Annotated in this window: 13 protein-coding genes; 6 read left to right on the top strand and 7 right to left on the bottom strand. The window is 69.4% G+C overall.

Features of this window, described 5'->3' with window-relative positions; translation table 11 throughout:
• Positions 1-30 precede the first annotated feature (30 nt).
• Complete coding sequence (locus ASC67_RS03145) at positions 31-2658, bottom strand: [protein-PII] uridylyltransferase (RefSeq protein WP_056314974.1); 2628 nt, start codon at positions 2656-2658, stop codon at positions 31-33.
• The gene (gene map / locus ASC67_RS03140; protein ID WP_056314972.1) at positions 2658-3464 is read right to left on the bottom strand and encodes a type I methionyl aminopeptidase; all 807 of its coding nucleotides are present in this window, start codon (positions 3462-3464) and stop codon (positions 2658-2660) included. The genes ASC67_RS03145 and map overlap by 1 nt, the downstream gene beginning before the upstream one ends.
• A 101-nt stretch (positions 3465-3565) precedes the next feature.
• On the opposite strand from map, the gene purL reads away from it, so the two are divergent.
• From purL to mdtD, 3 genes are read left to right on the top strand one after another with little or no spacing between them, the layout of a single operon-like run.
• Positions 3566-7576: a phosphoribosylformylglycinamidine synthase gene (purL, locus tag ASC67_RS03135; protein ID WP_056314970.1), complete on the top strand. Its 4011-nt coding sequence runs from the start codon at positions 3566-3568 to the stop codon at positions 7574-7576.
• A complete protein-coding gene (locus tag ASC67_RS03130; protein ID WP_056314967.1) occupies positions 7576-8307 on the top strand; it encodes a DUF1624 domain-containing protein in 732 nt (243 codons plus the stop codon). Before purL ends, ASC67_RS03130 begins: the two co-directional genes overlap by 1 nt.
• A gap of 15 nt (positions 8308-8322) precedes the next feature.
• A complete protein-coding gene (mdtD, locus tag ASC67_RS03125; RefSeq protein WP_056314965.1) occupies positions 8323-9747 on the top strand; it encodes a multidrug transporter subunit MdtD in 1425 nt (474 codons plus the stop codon).
• Positions 9748-10213: 466 nt separating this feature from the next.
• On the opposite strand, the gene ASC67_RS03120 is transcribed toward mdtD, so the two are convergent.
• The 5 genes from ASC67_RS03120 to ASC67_RS03100 all read right to left on the bottom strand — a co-directional run bounded on the left by ASC67_RS03120 (position 10214) and on the right by ASC67_RS03100 (position 14021).
• Positions 10214-11032 carry a peptidylprolyl isomerase gene (locus ASC67_RS03120; RefSeq protein ID WP_056314963.1) on the bottom strand — a complete coding sequence of 273 codons (819 nt, stop codon included), beginning with the start codon at positions 11030-11032 and terminating at the stop codon, positions 10214-10216.
• 55 nt (positions 11033-11087) lie between these two features.
• Positions 11088-11402 carry a BolA family transcriptional regulator gene (locus tag ASC67_RS03115; protein ID WP_056314961.1) on the bottom strand — a complete coding sequence of 105 codons (315 nt, stop codon included), beginning with the start codon at positions 11400-11402 and terminating at the stop codon, positions 11088-11090.
• Positions 11395-12018: a septation protein A gene (locus ASC67_RS03110; protein WP_056314959.1), complete on the bottom strand. Its 624-nt coding sequence runs from the start codon at positions 12016-12018 to the stop codon at positions 11395-11397. Before ASC67_RS03110 ends, ASC67_RS03115 begins: the two co-directional genes overlap by 8 nt.
• A gap of 66 nt (positions 12019-12084) precedes the next feature.
• Entirely contained in the window at positions 12085-12501 is a 417-nt protein-coding gene (gene msrB, locus ASC67_RS03105; RefSeq protein WP_056314957.1) for a peptide-methionine (R)-S-oxide reductase MsrB, read from the bottom strand.
• Complete coding sequence (locus ASC67_RS03100) at positions 12498-14021, bottom strand: YdiU family protein (protein WP_056314956.1); 1524 nt, start codon at positions 14019-14021, stop codon at positions 12498-12500. Before ASC67_RS03100 ends, msrB begins: the two co-directional genes overlap by 4 nt.
• A 120-nt stretch (positions 14022-14141) precedes the next feature.
• Here ASC67_RS03100 and ASC67_RS03095 point away from each other — a divergent pair, with 120 nt between their 5' ends.
• From ASC67_RS03095 to ASC67_RS03085, 3 genes are read left to right on the top strand one after another with little or no spacing between them, the layout of a single operon-like run.
• Positions 14142-15776, top strand: a complete 1635-nt coding sequence (locus tag ASC67_RS03095) for a 3-(methylthio)propionyl-CoA ligase (RefSeq protein ID WP_082535790.1) — start codon at positions 14142-14144, stop codon at positions 15774-15776.
• A 30-nt stretch (positions 15777-15806) separates the two neighbouring features.
• A complete protein-coding gene (locus tag ASC67_RS03090; RefSeq protein ID WP_056314952.1) occupies positions 15807-17054 on the top strand; it encodes a branched-chain amino acid ABC transporter substrate-binding protein in 1248 nt (415 codons plus the stop codon).
• Positions 17055-17094: 40 nt separating this feature from the next.
• Positions 17095-18117 (top strand): branched-chain amino acid ABC transporter permease, encoded by a 1023-nt coding sequence (locus ASC67_RS03085; protein ID WP_056314951.1) that lies wholly within the window; start codon positions 17095-17097, stop codon positions 18115-18117.
• The last annotated feature ends 6 nt before the right edge of the window (positions 18118-18123 follow it).

Here is an 18123-nt window from a genome sequence, read left to right as displayed (position 1 = left end):
GACCGGCTGCCGTCCTGCGCAGCGCCGGGTTCAGGGCGCGATGGCGTCCAGCAGCTCGGTCTCGATCGCGATCTGCTGGCGGTTCTGCTGCAGCGACGCGCCGTTGATCAGGAAGGTGTCCTCGACGCGCTCACCGAGCGTGGTGACCTTGGCGAGCTGCAGGTTGAGCTGGTGGCGCGCCAGCACCCGTGCGATCGCGTAGAGCAGGCCCGAGCGGTCGCTGGCCGACACGCTCAGCAGCCAGCGCTGGGCGCGCTCGTCGGGCTTGAGCAGCACGCGCGGCGTCACCGGGAAGGACTTGACGCGGCGCGACAGCCGGCCACGGCTCGGTTCGGGCAGCGGCCCGTCGGCCGCCAGGGCCTCGGACAGCTGGATCTCCACCAGCGAGATCAGGTCGCGGTAGGCCACGTCGACGTACTGCTCGACGTGCTGCGAGATGACCTGGAAGGTGTCGAGCGCATAGCCGGTGGTGGTGGTGTGGATCTTGGCGTCCAGGATGTTGAAGCCGGCGCTGTCGAAGTAGCCGCAGATGCGGGCGAACAGGTCGGGCCGGTCCGGCGCGTACACCAGCACCTGCAGCCCTTCGCCGACGCTCGAGAGCCGCGCGCGCACCACGGGAATGCGGGTGTCCACGTGGCGGTAGAGCGAGCGGGCGTGCCAGGCGATGTCGGCGGCGTCGTGGCGAACGAAATAGCTGAGCTCCAGCGTGTCCCACAGCGGCTGCTGCACACCCGGCAGCAGCGAATACAGGTTGAGCACGTGCAGGGCTTCCTGCTTGCGCGCTTCCAGTTCGGCCGCGACGTTGGGCTTGGCGCCGCCGAGCGCGCGCAGGGCGGCGCGGTACAGGTCCTCCAGCAACTTGCCCTTCCACGCGTTCCAGACCTTGGGGCTGGTGCCGCGGATGTCGGCCACGGTCAGCAGGTAGAGCGCGGTCAGCGTGCGCTGGTCCTTGACCTTGGCGGCGAAGGTCTCGATGACGTCGGCGTCGCTCAGGTCCTCCTTCTGCGCGATCCGACTCATCGTCAGGTGCTCGCGTACCAGGAACTCGATCAGCTGCGCGTCCTCGCGAGAGATGCCGTGGTCGCGGCAGAAGCGCCGCACCTCGATGCCGCCGAGGTCGGAGTGGTCGCCGCCGCGGCCCTTGGCGACGTCGTGGAACAGCGCCGCCACGTAGAGCACCCAGGGCCGCTCGAACTGCGCGCCGAGCTGCGAGCAGAACGGGTATTCGTGGGCATGCTCGGCGATGAAGAAGCGCCGCACGTTGCGCAGCACCATCAGGATGTGCTGATCCACGGTGTAGACGTGGAACAGGTCGTGCTGCATCTGCCCGACGATGCGGCGGAACACCCACAGGTGGCGACCCAGCACCGAGGTCTCGTTCATCAGCCGGAAGGCGTGCGTCTGCCGGCCCGAGGGGTTGATGAGGATCTGCATGAACAGCGCGCGGTTGACCGGGTCGCGCCGGAACGCGCTGTTCATCACGTCGCGCGAGTTGTAGAGCGCGCGCAGCGTGCGGGCCGACAGGCCCTTCATGCCCACCGTCTGCTGGTAGGTCACGAAGGTCTCGAGGATGGCGTGCGGATCGCGCTGGTAGAGGTCGTCGCTGACGACCTCGAGCATGCCGCCGCGGTCGAGGAACTTGTCGTTGATCGGGCGCATCGGCGACTGGCCGGTGCCCTGGATCTGCTCCTCGATGTTGAGCATCAGGATCTGGTTGAGCTGCGCCACCGCCTTGGCGGCCCAGTAGTAGCGCCGCATCAGCGCCTCGGAGGCGCGGCGCTCGCGCGTGTTCTGGTAGCCGAAGCTCTCGGCCACGGCGGTCTGCAGGTCGAACACCAGCCGGTCCTCGCGCCGGCCCGCCACCATGTGCAGGCGCGCACGGATCAGCTTGAGCAGGCCCTCGTTGCGTTGCAGTTGCTTGACTTCGAAGGGCGTGACCATGCCGTTGGCGGCCAGCGCGGTCCAGGTCTTGCCGAGCCGGGCCGCGCGCGCGATCCAGATCACCGTCTGCAGGTCGCGCAGGCCGCCCGGGCTTTCCTTGCAGTTGGGCTCCAGCGAGTACGGCGTGTCCTCGTACTTGGTGTGGCGCTGGTGCATCTCCAGCGTCTTCGCCCGCAGGAAGTTGGCCGGGTCGAGCGCGGCCAGGTGGGCGTGCCGGAACTCTTCGAACACGCGGCGCGAACCGCACAGGAAGCGCGCCTCGAGCAGCGCGGTCTGCACCGTCACGTCGCGCTCGGACTCGGCCACGCACTCGGCGACGGTGCGCACGCTCGATCCGATCTCCAGACCGATGTCCCAGCAGGCGGTGATGAAGCCGCCGATGGTGGACTTGAGCGCGTCGTTGTCGTGCGCGTCGCCGTGGGTCGCCGGCAGCAGCACCAGCACGTCGACGTCGGAGTAGGGGAACAGCTCGCCGCGGCCGTAGCCACCGACGGCCACCAGCGCGGCGCCCTTGGGCATCAGCGCGTGCTGCCACAGGTGCAGCAGCGTGCCGTCGACGTGCCGCGCCAGACCACGGATCAGCCGCATGGCGGCCGGTGCGGTGGGGCGCGAAGCGCGGAAGTGCTCGATCAGCGCGGCCTTGCCGTCGCGCAGGCGCGCGCGCAGCGCCGGCACGGTGGGGGCGGGAGGCGTGGCGGGCAGCAGCGCTGCGCTCATCAGGCCGCGCTGGGTTCCGGCGGGGGCGGCGGGCTGCCGGCCGAGAGGGTGAGCACCTCGTAGCCGGTGTCGGTGACCAGCACCGTGTGCTCCCACTGCGCCGAGAGCGAGCGGTCCTTGGTCACGATGGTCCAGCCGTCGCCCAGTTCCTTGATCTCGCGGCGCCCGGCGTTGACCATCGGCTCGATCGTGAACACCATGCCGGGCACCAGTTCCTCCAGCGTGCCGGGGCGGCCGTAGTGCAGCACCTGCGGTTCCTCGTGGAACTTGCGGCCGATGCCGTGCCCGCAGAACTCGCGCACGATCGAGAAGCCCTGCCGCTCGGTGAATGTCTGGATCGCGTGCCCGATGTCGCCGAGCCGCACGCCGGGCTTCACCTTGACGATGCCGCGCCACATCGCCTCGTAGGTCAGCGAGCACAGCCGCCGGGCGGCGATCGAACCTTCGCCGACCACGAACATGCGGCTGGTATCGCCGTGCCAGCCGTCCTTGATGACGGTGACATCGATGTTGACGATGTCGCCGTTCTTCAGCGGACGGTCGTTCGGGATGCCGTGGCAGACCTGGTGGTTGACCGAAGTGCAGACCGACTTGGGGTAGGGCGTGTAGCCGGGCGGCGCGTAGTTCAGCGGCGCCGGGATGGCGTCCTGCACCTCGACGATGTGCCGGTGCGCCAGGCGGTCCAGCTCGTCGGTGGTGATGCCGGGCTTGACGTGCGGCGTCAGCATGTCCAGCACCTCGGAGGCGAGCCTTCCGGCGATGCGCATGCCGTCGGCGTCGGCGGCGGTCTTGATCGTGATCGACATAGCCGGGCATTATCTCATCAGGCCCGTAAAATCTAGGGTTTGCGAGGGGACATCCCGCCTCGCACCGCACGCCCTCCAGACCCGCGACTTCCGCGCGCCCCATGACCCAGCCCACGATCCTCTCCTTCGACGGCGGCAACGCGCTGTCCGCCTTCCGTGCCCAGGCCCTGTTGCCGCGGCTGCAGGCGCTTGCCGCGCGCATCACCGCGGTCCACGCGCGGCACGTGCACTGGGTGGCGGCGGAGGCGGCGCTCGACGCGGCGGCACGCGACAAGCTGACCGGCCTGCTGCGCTACGGCGACGCCTACGCCGGCCCGACCGAAGGCGAGCTGGTGCTGGTGATGCCGCGCCTGGGCACGGTGTCGCCCTGGGCCAGCAAGGCCACCGACATTGCCCACAACTGCGGCCTGGGCATCCGCCGCGTCGAGCGCGTCACGGAGTACCGGCTGACGCTCAAGGGCGGGCTGCTCGGCGGCGGCAAGCCGCTGGCCGACGCCGAACGCGCGGCGGTCGCCGAACTGCTGCACGACCGCATGACCGAGAGCGTGGCTTTCGAGCACGGCGCGGCGGCCCATCTGTTCGATGCCCAGCCGGGCAAGCCGATGGAGACGGTCGACGTGATCGGCCAGGGCCGCACGGCACTGGAGGCGGCGAACCGCGACTTCGGGCTGGCGCTGAGCGACGACGAGATCGACTACCTCGTCGCCGCCTTCACCGGCCTGCAGCGCAACCCGACCGACGTGGAGCTGATGATGTTCGCGCAGGCGAACTCGGAGCACTGCCGCCACAAGATCTTCAACGCGCAATTCAGCATCGACGGCGAGGCGCAGGAACACTCGATGTTCCAGATGATCCGCCACACCCACAAGACCTCGCCGCAGCACACCATCGTGGCCTACAGCGACAACGCGGCGGTGATGGAGGGCTACGCGATCGAGCGCTGGCTTCCGCAGGGCTATACCAATGCGCCGGTCTACGGCGCGCGCCAGGAGACGGCGCACGTGCTGATGAAGGTCGAGACGCACAACCACCCGACGGCGATCTCGCCGTTCGCCGGCGCGTCCACCGGCGCCGGCGGCGAGATCCGCGACGAGGGCGCGACCGGCCGCGGCGCCCGGCCCAAGGCCGGCCTGACCGGCTTCTCGGTCTCCAACCTGCAGCTGCCCGGCACCGACGAGCCCTGGGAGCGTGTGCGCTACGGCAAGCCCGAGCACATTGCCAGCGCACTGCAGATCATGATCGACGGCCCGCTGGGCGGCGCGGCCTTCAACAACGAGTTCGGCCGGCCCAACCTGGGTGGCTACTTCCGCGTCTACGAACAGACCGTCGGCGCCGGCGCCGAAGCGCAGCGGCGCGGCTACCACAAGCCCATCATGATCGCCGGCGGCCTGGGCACGATCAGCGACGGCCAGACCCACAAGATCCCGTTCCCGGCCGGCACGCTGCTGATCCAGCTCGGCGGGCCCGGCATGCGCATCGGCATGGGCGGCGGCGCGGCCAGCTCGATGGCGGCCGGCGCCAACACCGCGGCGCTGGACTTCGATTCGGTGCAGCGCGGCAACCCGGAGATCCAGCGGCGCGCGCAGGAGGTCCTCAACCACTGCTGGGCGCTCGGCGTCAGCAATCCGATCCTCGCGGTGCACGACGTCGGCGCCGGCGGCATCAGCAATGCGTTTCCTGAGCTGGTGCACGACGCCGGCCGCGGTGCGCGCTTCGACCTGCGGCGCGTGCCGCTGGAGGAAAGCGGCCTGGCACCGAAGGAGATCTGGTGCAACGAGAGCCAGGAGCGCTACGTGCTGGCCATCGCGCCCGAGAGCCTGCCGCTGTTCGAGGCGATGGCGAGCCGTGAACGCTGCCCGTATGCGGTGGTCGGCGTCGCCAGCGACGCGCTGCAGCTGGTGCTCGAGGATGGCCCCGGCGGGCAGGGCGAGCACGGCACGCCGATCGACATGCCGATGGACGTGCTGCTCGGCAAGCCACCGAAGATGCACCGCCAGGTGCGGCGCGTGGCGCGCCGCGGGGTGCCGCTGACGCTGGCGGGCGTGGAGCTGCAGCAGGCCGCGTTCGACGTGCTGCGCCATCCCACGGTGGCCAGCAAGCGCTTCCTGATCACCATCGGCGACCGCACGGTCGGCGGCCTGAGCCACCGCGACCAGATGGTCGGCCCCTGGCAGGTGCCGGTGGCCGACTGCGCGGTGACGCTGGCCGACCATGCCGGCTTCCACGGCGAGGCCATGGCGATGGGCGAGCGCACGCCGCTGGCGTTGATCGACGCGCCGGCCGCCGGCCGCATGGCGGTGGCCGAGAGCATCACCAACCTGCTGGCCGCGCCGATCGAGCTGCCGCGCGTCAAGCTCAGCTGCAACTGGATGGCCGCTTGCGGCGAGCCCGGCGAGGACGCCGCGCTGTACGACACGGTGCGCGCGGTCGGCCTCGAGCTGTGCCCGGCGCTCGGCATCTCGGTGCCGGTCGGCAAGGATTCGCTGTCGATGCGCACGCGCTGGAGCGACGCCGAATCCGGCGAGGCGAAGCAGGTGACCGCACCGGTCTCGCTGATCGTCACCGCCTTCGCCAGCCTGGCCGACGTGCGCGGCACGCTCACGCCGCAGCTGCAGCCGGGCGACACCTCGCTGATCCTGATCGACCTGGGCCAGGGCCGCAACCGCCTGGGCGGCTCCATCCTGGCGCAGACCCTGGAACAATTGGGCGACAGCGCGCCCGACCTCGACGACGCCGCGCTGCTGAAGCAGCTGGTGGCCGCCATCAACCGCCTGCGTGCCGAAGGCCGGCTGCTGGCCTACCACGACCGCTCCGACGGCGGCCTGTGGGCGACCGTCTGCGAGATGGCCTTTGCCGGTCACTGCGGCGTGTCGCTCAACGTCGACCTGCTGCTGATCGAGGGCGACGGCGTGTCCGACAGCCGCATGGACAGCGGCGATGCCAAGAACTGGGCCGGCCAGGTGGGCGAGCGCCGCAAGGAGCTGACGCTGAAGGCGCTGTTCGCCGAGGAACTGGGCGCGATGATCCAGGTGGCCAGCGCCGAGCGCGACGCGGTAATCCAGGTGCTGCGCGAAGCCGGCCTCGGCCGCCACAGCCACGTGATCGGCAAGCCCAACGAGCGCGGCGTCGTCGAGGTCTGGCGCGATGCCAAGGCGGTGTTCAGCGCGCCGCTGCGCGAGCTGCACCAGGCCTGGGACGAGGTGAGCTGGCGCATCGCCGCGCTGCGCGACCACCCGGCCTGCGCCGACGCCGAGCACGCGGCGGCCGGTGCACCGGACGATGCCGGCCTGCAGTGGCAGCCGAGCTTCGACCCGGCCGAGGACGTGGCCGCGCCGTTCCTGAACCTCGCCCGCCCGAAGCTCGCCATCCTGCGCGAGCAGGGCGTCAATTCGCACATCGAGATGGCCTATGCGATGGCGCAGGCCGGCTTCGAGACCTACGACGTGCACATGAGCGACCTGCAGTCGGGCCGGGCCCGGCTCGACATGTACCGCGGTTTCGTCGCGTGCGGCGGCTTCAGCTACGGCGACACGCTGGGCGCCGGCGAGGGCTGGGCGCGCTCGGTGCTGTTCGATCCGCGGCTGGCCGACCAGTTCGCAGCTTTCTTCAACCGCGACGACAGCTTCGCTCTCGGCGTGTGCAACGGCTGCCAGATGATGGCGGCGCTGGCGCCCATCATCCCCGGTGCGCAAGCCTGGCCCAAGTTCACCCGCAACCGCAGCGAACAGTTCGAGGCTCGGCTGGCGCAGGTGGAGGTGCTGGAGAGCCCGTCGCTGTTCTTCGCCGGCATGGCCGGCAGCCGGTTGCCGATCGCGGTGGCGCACGGCGAGGGCTTTGCCGATTTCTCGCAGCGCGGCGACGCCCGGGCCGTGCACCGCGCAATGCGCTACGTGGACCCGGCCGGCTGCGCCACCGAGGCCTACCCCTGCAACCCCAACGGCAGCCCCGAGGGCCTGACCGCGGTGACCACGCACGATGGCCGCTACACCGCGCTGATGCCGCACCCCGAGCGCGTGTTCCGCAACGTCCAGATGAGCTGGAGCGGCGGCGACATCGCCGTCGCCAGCCCCTGGCTGCGCATGTTCCGCAACGCGCGCCGCTGGGCCGCCTGATGGGAGGCGGGCCGCTGCGGTCCCCCGCGGACCGGCATGCCCGCCTCGATGCGCTGCGCGGTCTCGCCATCGTCTGGATGGCGGTGTTTCATTTCTGCTTCGACCTCGCGCACTTCCGGCTGACCGACGCGAACTTCCGCGCCGATCCGTTCTGGCTCCACCAGCGCACCGCGATCGTCAGCCTGTTCCTGTTCTGCGCAGGCCTCGGCCAGGCCGTGGCGCTGCACACCGGCCAGAGCTGGCCGCGCTTCTGGCGGCGCTGGGCGCAGGTGGCCGGCTGCGCGCTGCTGGTCAGCGCCGGCAGCGCGCTGATGTTCCCGCGCAGCTGGATCAGCTTCGGCGTGCTGCACGGCATCGCGCTGATGCTGATCATCTGCCGTGTCGGTGCCGGCGCCGGCCGCTGGCTGTGGCCGCTGGGGCTGGCGGCGATCCTGCTGCCGCAGTTCGTGCAGCACCCGCTGTTCGACAGCCGGCTCACCAATTGGGTCGGCCTGGTGACGCGCCGGCCGGTCACCGAGGACTACGTGCCGCTGCTGCCCTGGCTGGGCGTCATGTGGTGGGGCCTGGCGGCCGGCCGCTGGCTGATCGAGCGCCGGCCGGCCTGGCTCGGCGGCCCGCTGCCGGCGCCGGCCCGGCCGCTGGCGGTGCTGGGGCGCTGGAGCCTGAGCTTCTACATGCTGCACCAGCCGCTGCTGATCGGCGCGCTGACGCTGTGGCTGGCCGTGCGGTGAGGTGAGGTGCAAACAATGACGGACGGCGCCGCGATCGACGAGCGCACCCGCCGCATGCTGCCCTGGCTGGTGGCGGTGGCCTTCTTCATGCAGACGCTGGACGGCACCATCGTCAACACCGCGCTGCCCGCGATGGCGCGCGACCTCGGCGAGAGCCCGCTGCGCATGCAGGCCGTCGTGATCGCCTACATGCTGACGGTGGCGCTGCTGATCCCGGTCTCGGGCTGGTTGGCCGATCGTTTCGGCACGCGGCGCATCTTCATCGGCGCGATCGTCGTGTTCAGCGCCGGTTCGGCGGCCTGCGCGCTGTCGGGCTCGCTGGGCCAGCTGGTCGCGGCGCGCGTGCTGCAGGGCGTGGGCGGCGCGCTGCTGCTGCCGGTGGGCCGGCTCGCCATCCTGCGCGTGTTTCCCAAGGACCAACTGCTGCGCACGCTCGCCTTCGTCACGATCCCGGGCCTGGTCGGGCCGCTGATCGGTCCAAGCCTGGGCGGCTGGCTGGTCGAGGTGGCCACCTGGCACTGGGTGTTCCTGATCAACCTGCCGGTGGGTCTGGTGGGCGTGGCGGTCGCACGGCGCTACATGCCGGACCTGCGGGCCGGCGTGGCGCAGCGCTTCGACCTGTGGGGCTACGTGCTGTTCGGCGCGAGCATCGTGATGATCTCCGTCGCGCTGCAGGGCCTGGGCGAACGGGCGCTGGGCTTCGCGAGCTCGATGCTGCTGCTGTTTGCCGGCCTCGCGGCGCTCGGCGGCTACTGGCTGCACGCGGCGCGCGCGCCGCAGCCGCTGTTCGGCCTTGGCCTGTTCTCGATCCCGACCTTCGCCGTGGGCCTGATCGGCAACCTGTTCGCGCGGCTCGGCAGCGGCGCGATTCCCTTCCTGATGCCGCTGTTCCTTCAGGTCGGGCTGGCCTATTCGCCGGCCGCCGCCGGCATGAGCCTGATCCCGACGGCGCTCGGCGCGATGCTGTCCAAGACCTTCGCCGAACCGCTGATCGGGCGCCTGGGTTACCGCCGCACGCTGATCGGCAACACCGTACTGCTGGGCCTGATGATCGCGAGCTTCGCGCTGGTCGATCTGGAGACCGGCCGCTGGGCGCTGATGCTGCACCTGGCCGCGTTCGGCATCGTCAACTCGCTGCAATTCACCGCCATGAACACACTGACGCTGGGCGACCTGGAGGGCGGCAACGCCAGCGCCGGCAACAGCCTACTGTCGGTGGTGATGCAGGTGTCGATGAGCCTGGGCGTCGCGGCGGCGGCAGCCTTGCTGGTGGCGTTCGGCGGGCACACGCAGGCCCAGGGATCGGCGGCCGTGGTGCAGACCTTCCACGCCGCCTTCGCCTGCATCGGCCTGATGACGGTCTGCGCCGCGCTCGTCTTCGCGCAGCTGCAGACCTGCGACGCGCCGCAGGCGGTGCCGCGCGTGCCGGACGAGCACTGATACGCGAATGCGTTTTTCAAACGGACAAGACCGGCCGTCGGGCGCGAGCTCAGGCCGGCGGGGCGCTCTGCTGCGCTCATGTCCCCCGCGGCCAGCCCTACGGGCCGACCGCTCCTCCTCTTACTTCGCTCCGCAAAGCGCCCCACCGGCCTGATCGACCACCGTCATTGGTGTTCGACCGTCGCAACTCGCCTTTGTGCCTGCCAAGGCTATCGGGTGGCCGACGGAGCGAAGTAGAGGCGGAGGCCAGGCGCAGCCTGGCCGGGGGACATGAGCGCAGTCGGCCACCCGATGGCCTTGGCTGCCGCGCATACGAACGCGGAATGGTTTTCACAGCACCTTGTCGAGCCGTCACTCATTCCGATTCCATCAAACCCAAATCCGTACAAGGCACGGGCCCGTGCCCGCCAAGCATGAAAAAGGCGCCCCGCAGGGCGCCTGGTGTCGTCGAGGGCCCGGGGTCGGGTCACTCGAACTTGTAGTCGGTCTTGGCCTTGCTCTTGAGTTCGTCGCGGAAGGCGGCGACCTTCTGCTGGCTCAGGCGCTGCTCGATCTGCGGCTTCACTTCGGCCAGCGGCGGGAACTGCGCGTCGCGCACGTCCTCGAGCTTCAGGATGTGGAAGCCGTACTGGCTCTTGATCGGCTCCTCGGTCATCTTGCCCTTCTCGAGCTTGACCATCGCATTGGAGAACTCGGGCACGAAGCTGCCCGGCGCGGCCCAGTCGAGGTCGCCGCCGTTGGGCGCCGAGCCCGGGTCCTTGCTGGCCTTCTTGGCCGTTTCCTCGAAGCTCGCGCCGCCCTTGATCTGCACGATCAGGGCCTTGGCCTCGTCTTCGGTCTCGACCAGGATGTGGCGCACGCGGTACTCCTTGTCGCCGGCCTGGGCCTTGAACTTGTCGTACTCGGCCTGGATTTCCGCGTCGGTGACGGGGTTCTTCTTCTGGTAGTCGGCGAACAGCTCGCGGATCAGGATGCTCTGGCGCGCCAGCTCCATCTGCGTCTTGTACTCGGGGGTGGCGGTCACGCCGCGCTTCTCGGCGGCCTGCGTGAAGATCTCGCGCAGCACCACCTCGTCCTTGACCTGGCGCTCGGTTTCGGGCGGCAGTTGCTGGCCCTGGCTCTGCGCCTGCTTCGTCACCTGCTGCAGCAAGGCTTCGGCACGTGCCTTCGGGACCGGCTTGCCGTTGACGATGGCGATGTTCTGCGCCGCGGCCAGCGCCGGAGCGAGCAGGGCGGCGGCCAGCGCGATGGACGACGCGCGAACGGCAAGGGAGTACGGCTTCATGCGGTCAAGACCTCGGTAGGGAAAGGGCGGCGGGCGGCGTCGCGGAGCGACGGCTTCAAGGGGTGCTGCGGGCCGCTTCGGTGGGAGTGAGCGTGGTCAGTGCCAGGGCATGGATGCCGCGGGGCATCCACGAGGCGACGGCATCATACACAAGGCGGTGCCGCGCCAGACGTGACAAACCGTCAAAGCGCTCACTGACCAGATGGACGCTGTAATGCCCGCCTTCGCGGGCGCCGGCGTGGCCGGCGTGCTGGTGGCTGTCATCGGAGACACGCAGCGACTGCGGCGCCAGCGCGGTCCGCAATGCGGCCTCGAGTTCGGCTGCGGTCGGGGCGAAGGCCGGGGCGCTGCTCGCCCGGGTTTCACTCATCTTCGGTCTTCACGTGGCGGCTCAGGTACAGCCCCTGCGCCAGCGTGAACAGCAGCATCAGGCCGACGCCACCGAACAGCTTGAAGTTGACCCACACGTCGGTCGGGAAGCTGTAGGCGACGTAGAGGTTCGCCAGACCCATGAACGCGAAGAACGCGATCCACATGAAGTTGAGGTTGCGCCACACCGCCGGCGGCAGCTGCAGCTGGCCGCCCATCAGCGTCTGCAACAGGTTCTTTCGAAACACGGCGTGACTGAGCCAGAACGCCGTCCCCATGACCCAGTACAGCACGCTGGGTTTCCACTTGATGAAAGTCTCGTTGTGGAACCAGACGGTCGCGCCACCGAGCACCGTGACCAGCCCGAGGCTGACCCACAGCATCGTGTCGACCTTGCGGCCGCGCAGCAGCAGCCAGCCGATCTGGGCAAAGGTGGCGACGATGACCACCAGCGTGGCCAGCAGCACCGGGGCCTCCTTCGGGCCGACGACGCCGCCGGACACCAGGAAGCCGAGATGCTGGCTGGCAAACGCGGCCGCCGTGTCGGGTTGGCCTTCGGCCACCTTGAAGGCGACGAAGAACAGGACGATGGGAAGCAGGTCGAACAGGAACTTCATCGCGAGGGTCGATCGTTGCCCAGGGCCCCGATTGTGCGATGCCGGCGCCGGGGCGCCGGCATCGCGTCATTTCCGGGGCTCGAAGCCCAGCGAGGCCGAGTTGATGCAGAAGCGTTCGCCGGTCGGCTCGGGGCCGTCGGGGAACACGTGCCCCAGGTGCGCGCCGCAGTCCTGGCAGCGCACCTCGACCCGCACCATGCCGTGGCTGCGGTCGACCACGCGGTCGATGATCTCGCCGCGCAAGGGCTGGAAGTAGCTGGGCCAGCCGCAACCGGCATCGAACTTCGTGCCGGAGTCGAACAGCGGCGCGTTGCAGCCGACGCAGTGGTACACGCCTGCCTGCCAGTGATCGGCATATTGGCCGGTGAAGGCACGTTCGGTGGCACCGTGGCGCGTCACCTCGAACTGCATCGGGTCGAGCTGGGCACGCCATTCGGCGTCGGTCTTCTGCACCTTGCGGGGCTTGTTGTCGGTGGAACTCATGATGAACAGGACACCTCCAGGGTTTGCGCCCAGTCGGGCGGGAACTCGGCATAGGCCGAGTGCTCTGGCTGTTCGTCGAACGGCCGCTCCAGAACTTTCAGCAGGCGCTGCGTCTCGCCGAAGTCACCGCCCTGCGCCGCGCGGATCGCGTTCTCGCACAGGTGGTTGCGCAGCACGTACTTGGGGTTCGCGCGGTCCATTTGCAAGCGGCGTTCCGCCTCCACGCGGCCTTCGGCGGCCAGCCGCTGCGCATAGCGCCCGGCCCAGGCATCGAAGGCAGGGCGGTCGAGGAAGAGGTCGCGCACCGCCTGCGGCTCGGCCGGAGACCACTGCGCCAGGCGGCGCCAGGTGATCGTATGGTCGGCCCGCTCGGCGGCCATCAGCTTGAGCCAGTCGTCGGCCAGCGCGCCGTCGTCATCGCGCGCAGTGGCCAGACCCAGCTTGCTGCGCAGCCGCGTCGCCATCGCGTCGGCGAACACCGCCTTGTAGGGTTCGATCGCCTCGAGCGCCAGGTCGCCGGTGGCCTCGGTGACTTCGTCGCCCATCGCGATCAGCGGCAGCATCGCCTGCGCCAGCGCATGCAGGTTCCAGAACGCCACGCCCGGCTGGCGAGCGTAGGCATAGCGGCCCTGATGATCGGAGTGGTTGCAGACATGACCGGGGTCGAAGCCGTCGAGAAAGCCGAACGGGCCGTAGTCGATGGTCAATCCGAGGATCGACAGATTGTCGGTGTTCATCACGCCATGGCAGAAGCCCACCGCCTGCCAGTCGGCCATCAGCGCCGCGGTGCGGCGTGCCACGGCCTCCAGCAGCGCGGCATACGGATTGGCCGCATCGCGGCAGGCCGGGTCGTGGTGCTCGATCACGAAGTCGGCCAGCGCGCGCAGCTCCGCGGGCAGTCCGTGGTGCGCGAAATGCTCGAAGTGACCGAAGCGCACGAAGCTCGGCGCCACCCGCGTCACGACCGCGGCGGTTTCAATGGTTTCGCGCCGCACCGGCAGCGGCGAACCCACGACCGCCAGCGCGCGCGTCGTCGGGATGCCCAGAAAGTGCATCGCTTCGGAACACAGGAACTCGCGGATCGACGAGCGCAGCACCGCGCGGCCGTCGCCCATGCGCGAATAGGGCGTGCGGCCGCCTCCCTTGAGCTGCAGCTCCATCGGCCCGTCCGGCGTGTCGATCTCGCCCAGCAGCAGGGCCCGGCCGTCGCCCAGCTGCCCGGCCCAGACGCCGAACTGATGACCGCTGTAGACGGTGGCCAGCGGCTCGCTGCCCGCCCAATCCGCGCCACCGGACAGCACCTCCAGCGCGCGCCAGTCGGGGCGTTCGGCCCAGTCGCTGGGCCAGCCGAGCAGGCGGGCGGTGCTGCCGCTGACGGCCACCCAGTGGGGCTGCGGCAGCGCCTGCGCTGCGAGCCGCGTGTGGAAGGCCGGGCCCAGCGCAGCGTAGCGGTTGCGCCAGCGCAGTCCGGCGGGCGAGGTGTTGGGCCGGTCGAGCACCGGCAGGGAAGCGGCTTGCATGCCCGGCAGTCTAGCGACGCGCTCCGCACCTGCTGCCGTCTAGGGCTTACCCCATCCGAAGCCTTGCAGGACGCTTTCTATGATCCTTGAATTCAATCGCAGCGTTTCGAAGGAACCAAGATGGCTTTGTTGTTGGGACAGATGATGCAGATGCCGCTGCTGATCTCGTCGCTGATCACGCACGCGGCGCGTCACCATGGCGACACCGAGATCGTTTCCAAGCGCGTCGAGGGCGACGTGCATCGCTACACCTGGGTCGACGCCGAACTGCGGGCCCGCAAGCTGGCGCAGGCCCTGGCCCGGCTGGGTTGCCAGTCGGGTGACCGTGTCGGCACGCTGGCGTGGAACGGCTACCGCCATCTCGAGATCTATTACGCCTCGTCCGGCTCGGGCCTGGTGTGCCACACCGTCAACCCACGGCTGTTCCCGGAGCAGATCGCCTGGATCGTCAACGATGCCGAGGACCAGGTGCTGTGTTTCGACCTGACCTTCCTGCCGCTGGTCGAGAAGCTCGCCGCGCAGTTGCCGACGGTGCGCCACTTCGTCGCGATGACGGACCGCGCCCACATGCCGGCGCAGACCAGCGTGCCGAACCTGCTGTGCTTCGAGGAGCTGGTCGAGGCCGAGAACGGCGACTACCGCTGGCCCAGCTTCGACGAGAACACGGCGTCGAGCATCTGCTACACCTCGGGCACGACCGGCAACCCGAAGGGCGCCGTGTACAGCCACCGTTCCAGCCTGCTGCACGCGATGGCGGCGGCGCTGCCGGACGGCATGGCGCTGGCGGCGCGCGACACCGTGCTGCCGGTGGTGCCGATGTTCCACGTCAACGCCTGGGGCCTGCCCTATGCCTCGGCGCTGACCGGCTGCCGGGTGGTGTTTCCCGGCCCGCATCTCGACGGCAAGTCGCTGTACGAGCTGTTCGAGGCCGAACGCGTGAGCTTCAGCGCCGGTGTGCCCACCGTGTGGCTGGGCCTGCTGACCTACGTGAAGCAGAACGACCTGAAGTTCTCCACCTTCAAGCGCACCGTCATCGGCGGCTCGGCCTGCCCGCCGGCGATGCTGAAGACGCTGGAGGACGACTATGGCGTCGAGGTGATCCACGCCTGGGGCATGACCGAGATGTCGCCGCTGGGCACGCTGGCGCGCCTGAAATCCAAGCACGACGCGCTGCCCAAGGAGGCCCAGCGCCACCTGCTGGAGAAGCAGGGCAAGGTGGTCTACGGCGTCGACATGGCGATCGTCGGCGACGACGGAACGATGCAGCCCTGGGACGGCAAGACCTCCGGCGACCTGCTGGTGCGCGGGCCGTGGGTGATCGACCGCTACTTCAAGCAGCCGGCCTCGCCGCTGCACGACGGCTGGTTCCCGACCGGCGACGTGGCGACGATCGACGCCGACGGCTACATGCAGATCACCGACCGCAGCAAGGACGTCATCAAGTCCGGCGGCGAGTGGATCAGTTCGATCGAGCTGGAGAACATCGCGATGGCGCATCCGGGCGTGCACGAAGCGGCGGTGGTGGCCGCGGTGCACCCGAAGTGGGACGAGCGGCCGCTGCTGGTGGTGGTGCTCAAGCCCGGTGTGGAGCTCACGCGCGCGCAGATGCTGGCGCACTACGAGGGCCGGATCGCCAAGTGGCAGATCCCGGACGACGTGGTGTTCGTCGCCGAGATCCCGCACACCGCCACCGGCAAGATCCAGAAGATGCGGCTGCGCGAGCAGCTCAAGGATCACAAGCTGCCGACCGCCTGACCGAACAGCCCACCACGAGCGGAGACGACGATGCGGATCGCGACCTGGGTGCACCGAACGGCGGTCGGTTCGCTGATGCTGCTGGCCGTCGGGACGGCGGCCGCGCAGAAGGGCGAAACGGTCAAGATCGCCTGGATCGATCCGCTGTCGGGCCTGATGGCACCGGTGGGCCAGAACCAGGTCAAGAGCTTCCAGTTCTTCGCCGAGAAGTTCAACAAGGACGCCAGGCTCAACCCGGCGGGCGTGCGCTTCGAGATCGTTCCGTTCGACAACAAGCTCAGCCCCAGCGAGACCCTCAACGCGCTGAAGACCGCGGTGGACCAGGGCGTGCGCTACGTGACGCAGGGCAACGGCTCGTCGGTCGCCGGCGCGCTGATCGACGCGGTGGCCAAGCACAACGAGCGCAACCCGGGCAAGGAGGTGATCTACCTCAATCACTCCGCGGTCGACCCCGACTTCACCAACAGCCGCTGCAGCTACTGGCACTTCCGCTTCGATGCCGACACCTCGATGAAGATGGAGGCGCTGACCACCTTCATCAAGGACCTGCCCGACGTGAAGAAGGTCTACCTGCTCAACCAGAACTACTCGCACGGCCAGCAGGTGGCGCGCTACGCGAAGGAGAACCTCGCGAAGAAGCGGCCCGACGTGCAGGTGGTCGGCGAGGACTTCCACCCGCTCGCCCAGGTGCGCGACTTCGCGCCCTACATCGCCAAGATCAAGGCGAGCGGCGCCGACAGCGTGATCACCGGCAACTGGGGCTCCGACCTGTCGCTGCTGATGAAAGCGGCCAACGAGAGCGGCTACGCCGGGCGCTTCTTCACCTACTACACCGGCGTCAGCGGCGCGCCCACCGCGCTCGGCCGCAACTTCGAGGGCCGGATCTACCAGGTCGCCTACCACCACTACAACATGGCTGGTCAGATGGGCCAGTGGCAGAACGAGTTCAGGCAGAAGCTCAACGATGATTTCTACACCGGCTCGGTGATCCACATCTACAACATCCTCTCGCAGGCGATGGCGCGCGCGAAATCGACCGACCCACTGAAGGTGGCCCCAGCGATGGAGGGGTTGAAGTTCAACAGCTTCAGCGGCGAGGTCGAGATGCGCAAGTCCGACCACCAGTTGCAGCAGCCGCTCTTCATCACCGTGTGGCAGCAGGCCGATGCGAAATCCCCCTACAGCCCCGAGAACACCGGCATGACGCTGGCGATGGTGAAGGAACTGCCGGCCTTCGTGTCGAGCACGCCCACCAGTTGCCAGATGAAGCGGCCCTAGGCCTTCTTCTCTGCTGCGCGGACGCGAGCACGGGCGCCCGATGGAGTTCTTCACCCTCTCGATGCTCAACGGCCTGAGCTACGGGCTGCTGCTGTTCATGCTCAGTTCGGGCCTGACGCTGATCTTCAGCATGATGGGCGTGCTGAACTTCGCGCACGCCAGCTTCTACATGCTGGGCGCCTACCTCGGGTACACGATCGCGAAGTGGGTCGGCTTCTGGCCGGCGCTGCTGCTGGCGCCGCTGGCGGTCGGGGTGCTCGGCGCGCTGTTCGAGCGCGCCTGCCTGCGCCGGCTGCACCGCCACGGCCACGTGCCCGAGTTGCTGGTGACCTTCGGCCTGTCCTACGTCATCCTGGAGGTGGTGCAGCTGCTGTGGGGGCGAGTCGCGCTCGATTTCCAGCCCCCCGCCGCGCTGCGCGGACCGGCCTTCACCTTGGTCGCGACGGCCGGCGATGGCCTGCAGGTGTTGTGGGGCGCGGCGCCGGCCGCCCTGTGCAGCGCCGCCGGGGCCGCGTGCTCGCCATTCCCCGCCACGCGCGGCTTCATGATGCTGGTGGCGCTGCTGATGCTGCTGGCGCTGTGGCTGCTGATCACCCGCACCCGCGTCGGCCTGGTGATCCAGGCGGCACTGACCCATCCCGAGATGGCCGAGGCGCTGGGGCACAACGTGCCGCGCGTGTTCATGGGGGTGTTCGGGGCCGGCGCGGCACTGGCGGGGCTGGCCGGCGTGATCGGCGGCAGCACCTTCGTCACCGAACCGGCGATGGCCGCCACCGTGGGCTCGGTGATCTTCGTCGTGGTGGTGGTCGGCGGCATGGGCTCGTTGCCGGGCGCCTTCGTCGCCTCGCTGCTGATCGGCGTGCTGCAGACCTTCGCGGTCGCGGTGGACTACTCGCTCGGCGCGCTGCTGCGCTCGCTGGGCCTGGAGTTCGGGCCCGCCGCGGCGGGCAATTCATTGCTGCGGCTCACGGTGTCGCAGGTCGCGCCGATCCTGCCGTATCTGCTGCTGGTGCTGGTGCTGATCTTCCGTCCCCGCGGCCTGCTCGGCACGCGCGAGGGCTGAAGCCGC

This window comes from Methylibium sp. Root1272, assembly GCF_001425905.1.
Classification (GTDB): domain Bacteria; phylum Pseudomonadota; class Gammaproteobacteria; order Burkholderiales; family Burkholderiaceae_C; genus Methylibium.
This window is presented reverse-complemented; position numbering and strand designations above follow the sequence as displayed.

Bases quoted from the DNA above. Each gene is read 5' to 3' on its own strand.
- ASC67_RS03145 (WP_056314974.1), bottom strand. From the start codon at position 2,658: ATGAGCGCAGCGCTGCTGCCCGCCACGCCTCCCGCCCCCACCGTGCCG.
- map (WP_056314972.1), bottom strand. From the start codon at position 3,464: ATGTCGATCACGATCAAGACCGCCGCCGACGCCGACGGCATGCGCATC.
- purL (WP_056314970.1), top strand. From the start codon at position 3,566: ATGACCCAGCCCACGATCCTCTCCTTCGACGGCGGCAACGCGCTGTCC.
- ASC67_RS03130 (WP_056314967.1), top strand. From the start codon at position 7,576: ATGGGAGGCGGGCCGCTGCGGTCCCCCGCGGACCGGCATGCCCGCCTC.
- mdtD (WP_056314965.1), top strand. From the start codon at position 8,323: ATGACGGACGGCGCCGCGATCGACGAGCGCACCCGCCGCATGCTGCCC.
- ASC67_RS03120 (WP_056314963.1), bottom strand. From the start codon at position 11,032: ATGAAGCCGTACTCCCTTGCCGTTCGCGCGTCGTCCATCGCGCTGGCC.
- ASC67_RS03115 (WP_056314961.1), bottom strand. From the start codon at position 11,402: ATGAGTGAAACCCGGGCGAGCAGCGCCCCGGCCTTCGCCCCGACCGCA.
- ASC67_RS03110 (WP_056314959.1), bottom strand. From the start codon at position 12,018: ATGAAGTTCCTGTTCGACCTGCTTCCCATCGTCCTGTTCTTCGTCGCC.
- msrB (WP_056314957.1), bottom strand. From the start codon at position 12,501: ATGAGTTCCACCGACAACAAGCCCCGCAAGGTGCAGAAGACCGACGCC.
- ASC67_RS03100 (WP_056314956.1), bottom strand. From the start codon at position 14,021: ATGCAAGCCGCTTCCCTGCCGGTGCTCGACCGGCCCAACACCTCGCCC.
- ASC67_RS03095 (WP_082535790.1), top strand. From the start codon at position 14,142: ATGGCTTTGTTGTTGGGACAGATGATGCAGATGCCGCTGCTGATCTCG.
- ASC67_RS03090 (WP_056314952.1), top strand. From the start codon at position 15,807: ATGCGGATCGCGACCTGGGTGCACCGAACGGCGGTCGGTTCGCTGATG.
- ASC67_RS03085 (WP_056314951.1), top strand. From the start codon at position 17,095: ATGGAGTTCTTCACCCTCTCGATGCTCAACGGCCTGAGCTACGGGCTG.